At 39.0% G+C, this 6966-nt stretch carries 2 protein-coding genes; one reads left to right on the top strand and one right to left on the bottom strand.

What is annotated here, in order from left to right; all coding sequences use genetic code 11:
- Window positions 1-98: 98 nt before the first annotated feature.
- The gene (locus B7695_RS11645) at window positions 99-233 is read right to left on the bottom strand and encodes a hypothetical protein (RefSeq protein ID WP_275655687.1); all 135 of its coding nucleotides are present in this window, start codon (window positions 231-233) and stop codon (window positions 99-101) included.
- A gap of 89 nt (window positions 234-322) precedes the next feature.
- On the opposite strand from B7695_RS11645, the gene B7695_RS05840 reads away from it, so the two are divergent.
- Window positions 323-6966 (top strand): YSIRK-type signal peptide-containing protein (locus B7695_RS05840; protein ID WP_142358866.1); only part of this gene is annotated, 6644 nt, incomplete at its 3' end.

The following is a 6966-nucleotide window of genomic DNA, read 5'->3' as shown; positions in this document are numbered from 1 at the left end:
TGTCGTATTTAAAACATAATATAATAACACTTTATTTATAGTTAAACAATTTATCCTTTATTCTATGTAATAAAACGGTTTTATCTTGTTTAAATATATTAAAAATGGTATAATTGAGCTGTGATAGCTGTGATAGCTGTGATAGCTGTGATAGCTGTGATAGCTGTGATAGCTGTGATAGCTGTGATAGCTGTGATAGCTGTGATAGCTGTGATGTGTAAAATGCTCATCATAGTGATTTTTTATGGTTATATTCCTACTTGGAATTAGCTATAAAAATTGCTTTTTAATTTGATTTTGTGTTTTAACATAAGGAGGAACAATGGAAAATAAATCAAATTCGCTCAGTAGAATAAAGCGCCAGCAACGTGAAAAAGTTTTGCGCTATTCTATTCGTAAATATAGTTTCGGTGCCGCTTCAGTTGCTGTTGCAGCGCTGATGTTTTTGGGTGCCCGCGTTGCGAGTGCGGATAGTGTGCTTCCAAACGCTCCACAATCTAATACGGCTAATGCGGGTGTAGTGAACCCTAAAGATAAGGTCGATTCGCCTGTGGATGTTACAGAATCTACTGACAACAAAGTAGATGAAGGAAATAAATCCCCAGAAAATCAAGCGCTTACAAATGCTGCACCTAGCGCGTCTACAGTTGATAAAGCCAAGTTGAAAAAAGTAGTTGAAGAATTAAATGCTCTTCTTTCAACTAAATTAAACCTCGACGAGTCAGTAGTATCGCCTGTTAAAGACAGACTTCAAAAAGGGAAAGAAGCCCTAGAAAGTTCTGAGCTAGCTCAAAAGGATATCGATGAACTTGTAGAACTCTTGTCTAAAGATGTGACAGTCGTATCAGCTGCTAAGGAAGTAACTGAGGTTCAAGTTGATAAACAAGCAGATAAAACTGAGAAGCCGGCTGACAATCTAGCAAGTCAAACTTCTCCTGAAGTAAGAGCAAGCGAAGAGAGTCAAACTGTTTCAGCTAAAAAAGATGCTTTGAAAGTATCTGTAGATCAATTGCAGGCAGCTGTTTTGGAATTGCCTGAGCATGAGACTAGCAAAGAAGTTCTTGAAAAAGCCAATGAACTATTGGGCTTGGCTCAAGGTGTTCTTGAAAACACAACAGTTTCTCTGAACGATGTTGAAGATATGACAAAACGTGTGAAGAGAATGTTTAACTCTGTTAAAAATGCTACAACACGTTTGAATTCAGGTGCTCGTGACTCACGTAATAGTCATAGAATGGCTCAAGGAACAAGTTTTAGAGCAAATGGTGAAATTAATCAAGGTGCCTTAGCTAATATCAAATATTTTGCTTCTGTTGACCCTAAAGATAATGGTGGCCGAAACACAAGGAACGATGATCCTGAGTTTACTAAAAATAAGACTGATATTAAGGCAACCTATGTACAAGATAGTGAAGGGAAATGGATCGTCTATGATGTCTTCTTCAATAACGATGGGCAAAGGATGACCAAAAACTCATATCAACAACAATACTATTTCCAAGCTCCTTTTAATATCATGCACTCGTCTAACACGGTGAGAGATTTAAGTTTCACACGTTATCGTAATGATGGTGGTAGAAGACTTTCTGATGGGTTCACAGGATTTACCCAATATGGAAACACAGCCAATATCTCAAATGTATGGGGACAGAACTATAATATCTTTAATAATGATAGACGAACAATCTACGATCCATCTTCAGGGGTAACGCGTGATAACCAGCGTTGGGATGTATTCAAGAACAATCAAAATGATCCTACGTTGAATACTCTTACAAAAAATAAAAACGGTGGGTATCCAGGTGCATCTTATTACTTAGGAATTAAGACCGGAGCAGAAAGTTCTGATTATGCAGTGCATATGCACGCTAAGATTAGACTGAGAGATGATGTGACTGCTGAAGAAGCAGCGCAATATGGTCGTGTTTATGCAGCTTCAACAACATACGGAAAAACTACGAATCAGTCTTATATTATGGGGGCAACGGGTACACGTTTACAAAGTGATCCAGAGGCACCAAAAGACCCAATTCAAGGTTTAACAGTTACAAAAACAGTTGGAGATAACGCAGGAGATCCAATCAATCCTGTATCTTCAGGTTATGTTAGACATAAAAACGGTGGAACTTTCCCTGCAGGTATGAACTGGACTTGGAAAGATAATAAGTCACCAAGTACAGCAGAAGCCGGAGTATTCAAGTATAAATCTATTGCAACTTATAAAGATAATTCGAGTTCAGAAGATAAAAATTCTGGTTCAGATGGAACAGTTACATTAAAGGTTAAGCCAAAACAACCGACTATCGCAACAAGTGTTGAACATAAAAAAGGCTTACCAAATCAACAAATTACGGTTAATGTTGGAAGTGGAGTGCCAAACGGTTCGACAGTTAAGCTTTATGATGGTAATACAGTTATCGGAACTGGAACAACTAATGGACAGACAGCTACTGTTACTGTTGTAGGAGCTTTACCAGGAAATCCTATTAAAGCAGAAACAACCGTTAATAATGGCGGAGTTGTAACATCTGAAAAAAGTAATCCTGTTACTCCGACAGAAGCACCAGATACACAACGTCCAACATTGACTATCACACCATCAACTCGAAATGTAGTAGAAGGTCAACAAATATCGTTTACAGTAACAGCAACAGATGATAAAAATGTTAATCTTGATGCTAAGGATTTTCTAACGAAATATTTAAACAGAATTTTTGCAGGGGAAGTATCTACAACTAGAGAAATAAATGAGGTTAATAAAAAGGTAGATCGAATTACGATTACAACTAAAGCAGAAGATCTCGGTAAAACAAACACTATTACATTTAACGCTACTGATAATGCAGGAAATAAAGCAGACCCAGCAACTTTCACCTTTACAGTAACACCACGTGATAACCAAAAACCAATTGTTGAGGTTGGCGGAATTCGTTTAACAGAGAATGAACCACAATCTGCTCAGTTTTATGTTTATCGTGGAGCTACATTTAATCCAACTGTGAAAGCCTGGGATGATTCAGGTAACATTACTTCTATGAGTGTTGAGAACTTACCAAAAGGATCTCAAGCGCAAACTTATACAGCTCAAACAGGAAAAGATGGAAGTTCGGATGCTAAAAAATACACTACGAGCCTATCTACAGGAACAGTAGCTGATACACAAACACTTGGAGATCACGTAGCTAAGTTCAAAATTTCTGATGGTGTAAATAATGCTACCTATCTGATGAAGTATAAAGTTGTTGACGTGGTTGTTGAGAATTCACCAAAAACTGTGGAGTTAAATAGTATGTCAGGTAATCCAAATAATTATCTGAATACAGCAGGCGCACAAAACAATTTAGGTCAACCAACTGTAGGTTCTCAAGCAGATGTTTACTTCCCAGGAGGAATGAATTTCCGTTGGGATAGAGCGGATGGTTCAACTGATGTACAACTATCTAGGGTAGGTCAACAGACTCATAAGGCTATCGCAGTATTCCCTAATTCTCCAGGTACCCGCGATGGTGCTCAAGTCTATGCACCTGCAACTGCCGAGAGAAATGTTGTTTTCAATGTAGTGGATAATGAAAAACCAAAAGCGACTTTAAATGGAGTAACGTTATCAGAAACTGCAAATGAACCAATCTTTACAGTTTATCGTGGAGCTACATTTAACCCAGAGCTAAAAGTATCGGATAACTCTGGTGTAATTTCTAAAGTAGAAGTTAAGGGAGGACTTCCAAATGGAGTAACTCCATCTACATTTACAGCTCAAACAGGAAAAACTGAAGCAACTCCATATGCAGAGCGTTTATCTTCAGGAACTGTATTGAATACTGAAACTTTAGGAGTACACGAATCAACTCTACACGTAGAAGGAAGTAGTCCTTCAGATAGCCGTGATTTCAAATTCAAGTACCGTGTAGTTGATATTGAAACAAAAAATCTTGATGAAAACGGTATAGCAAAAGTACCAGTTGCTTCAACATTAAATAAAGCTAATAGTTCTAAAAATATTGATGCGCATAACTATCTGAAAGTAGTAGATAGTCAAGATAAAGCAGATCGTGGAAACAATTATTTACCAAGTGGTATGACTTGGACCTGGAAAGATAGAAACGGTAATAATCTAGATCCAGGAACAACACTTGACAATTCAGGTAAATATACTCGAACTGCAACAGCAATATTCCCAGACGCTAGCAAAAACTCTATCACAGATGCTACTAGCACAACTAGAACAACATTTGCACCAGCAGAAATTAAACGTCAAGTAATTCTAGCAGTAACACCAACAGCACCTAGCGTAGAAGGTAAAGAGAATGGTAGTGTAACAATTACCCCACCAACACGACCTGATAGTACTAATCCACAGGATATTGATACTATCACACTTACTTATGTACCAACAGGTAAAACAAGTCCAGAGACTGTAACAGTTACGAAATCTGGAAACAACTGGACAGTAAATGGTAAGACAGCTGATAAAGTATCAGTAACACCTGAAGGAGTTGTAACAATTTCTGCTGATGAAGTTGCAGATAAAACAGAAGTAACTGCAAAGGTTTCTAAGAACATTGATAATGTAGTTCTTGAGAGTCCTGTAGCTAGAGGAACAGCAAATGGACCTTTAGCAGCTGAGGTTACAAACCCAGCACCAGTTACGGAAAAAGCACCAATTACACCAGTTACAGTTGTGACACCAAACAAACCAGGTTCAAGAATTACAGTAGATGGCCCAGTAAATGGTTTAACAGTAGATGATGAAGGTAAACTTAAAGGAACACCAAAGGTAGACAATTGGGAACCAAAAGAAGAAGAACGTATAGTAGAGATTCCGGTTAAAGTTACAAATGGTGGCGAGACAGTTACTGTGAAAGTTCCAGTTCCAATCCAACGCGATACAGATGGAGACGGTATTCCAGATAAAGAAGATTCAGATGATGACAATGATGGAATTCCAGATACACAAGATAAAAATCCAAAAGTAGCAGATAAATTAACAGGAACAGTAACAGGAAAAACTGTCCCAGAAAAAGCACCAGTCCCAGCCAATACTAAGGTAGTAACACCAAACAAACCAGGTACAACGATTACAGTAGATGGCCCAGTAAATGGTTTAACAGTGGATAACGGCGGAAATCTAGTAGGCACACCAACCGTAGACAATTGGGAACCAAAAGAAGAAGAACGCACAGTAGAGATTCCAGTTAAACTGAAAAAAGGCACAGAAGAAGTTGTAGTCAAAGTTCCAGTTAAAATTCAACGCGATACAGATGGAGATGGTATTCCAGATGTTAAGGATCCAGATGATGACAACGATGGAATTCCAGATACAGAGGATGCAAATCCAAAAGTAGCGGATAAATTAACAGGAACAGTAACAGGAAAAACTGTCCCAGAAAAAGCACCTGTCCCAGCGAATACTAAGGTAGTAACACCAAACAAACCAGGTACAACGATTACAGTAGATGGCCCAGTAAATGGTTTAACAGTGGATAACGGCGGAAATCTAGTAGGCACACCAACCGTAGACAATTGGGAACCAAAAGAAGAAGAACGCACAGTAGAGATTCCAGTTAAACTGAAAAAAGGTAAAGAAGAAGTTGTAGTCAAAGTTCCAGTTAAAATTCAACGCGATACAGATGGAGATGGTATTCCAGATGTTAAGGATCCAGACGATGACAACGATGGAATTCCAGATACAGAGGATGCAAATCCAAAAGTAGCAGACAAATTAACAGGAACAGTAACAGGAAAAACTGTACCAGAAAAAACACCAGTCCCAGCCAATACTAAGGTAATAACACCAAACAAACCAGGCACAACGATTACAGTAGATAATCCAGTAAATGGTTTGACGGTGGATAACGGTGGAAATCTAGTAGGAACACCAACTGTAACAGATTGGGGACCAAAAGAAGAAGAACGTACAGTAGAGATTCCAGTTAAACTGAAAAAAGGCACAGAAGAAGTTGTAGTCAAAGTCCCTGTAACTATCGAACGCGATACAGATGGAGATGGAACTCCAGATAAAGTAGATTCAGATGATGATAACGATGGAATTCCAGATGAGGAAGAAATCACAAATGGAACAGATCCTAAGACACCAACAACTCAAACTCCTACAATTGAAATCACACGCAAACCAAATGGTAATGCAGTTGTAACGCCTAAGAAACCAGATGGTTCAACATACCCATCAGGCAGCAAGGTAGTGATTCCAGGTGAAAACAATACACCAATCACTGTCACAATTGGCGACAATGGTTCAGGTGAAGTACCAAATGACAAGCTTCCTAAGAAAGATGTCCCAGGAACAGGAACAGTAACCGAACCGAACAAGAAACCATCACAACCAGTGGATGTAACAACACCAGCTCGTAAGACACCAACAGTAGATGTTGAACAAGATCCTAAGACAGGTGACGTTACAGTAACACCGAAGAAACCAGATGGCTCAACATTCCCACCAGGAACTACGGTAGAAATTCCAGGTAAAGATGGTAAGCTAATCCCAGTTACAATCGGTGAAAACGGTAAAGGTAAAGTACCAAACAGTGACTTACCAGACGGTAAAGTACCAGGTACAGGTAAGATTACTGAACCAGGTAAACCAGCTGTGGAAGTTCCAGTCACAACACCAGGTAAGGTAACACCAGCCACACCAACAACTGAAACACCAAGTGAGATTGAAATCACACGCAAACCAAATGGTGATGCAGTTGTAACGCCTAAGAAACCAGATGGTTCAACATACCCATCAGGCAGCAAGGTAGTGATTCCAGGTGAAAACAATACACCAATCACTGTCACAATTGGCGACAATGGTTCAGGTGAAGTACCAAATGACAAGCTTCCTAAGAAAGATGTCCCAGGAAAAGGAACAGTAACCGAACCGAACAAGAAACCATCACAACCAGTAGATGTAACAACACCAGCTCGTAAGACACCAACAGTAGATGTTGAACAAGATCCTAAGAC

Origin of the sequence: Streptococcus mitis, from assembly GCF_002096845.1 — a bacterium.
Taxonomy (GTDB): domain Bacteria; phylum Bacillota; class Bacilli; order Lactobacillales; family Streptococcaceae; genus Streptococcus; species Streptococcus mitis_A.
The sequence above is the reverse complement of the archived record's forward strand: the minus strand, read 5'-3'. Positions and strand labels throughout refer to the sequence as shown.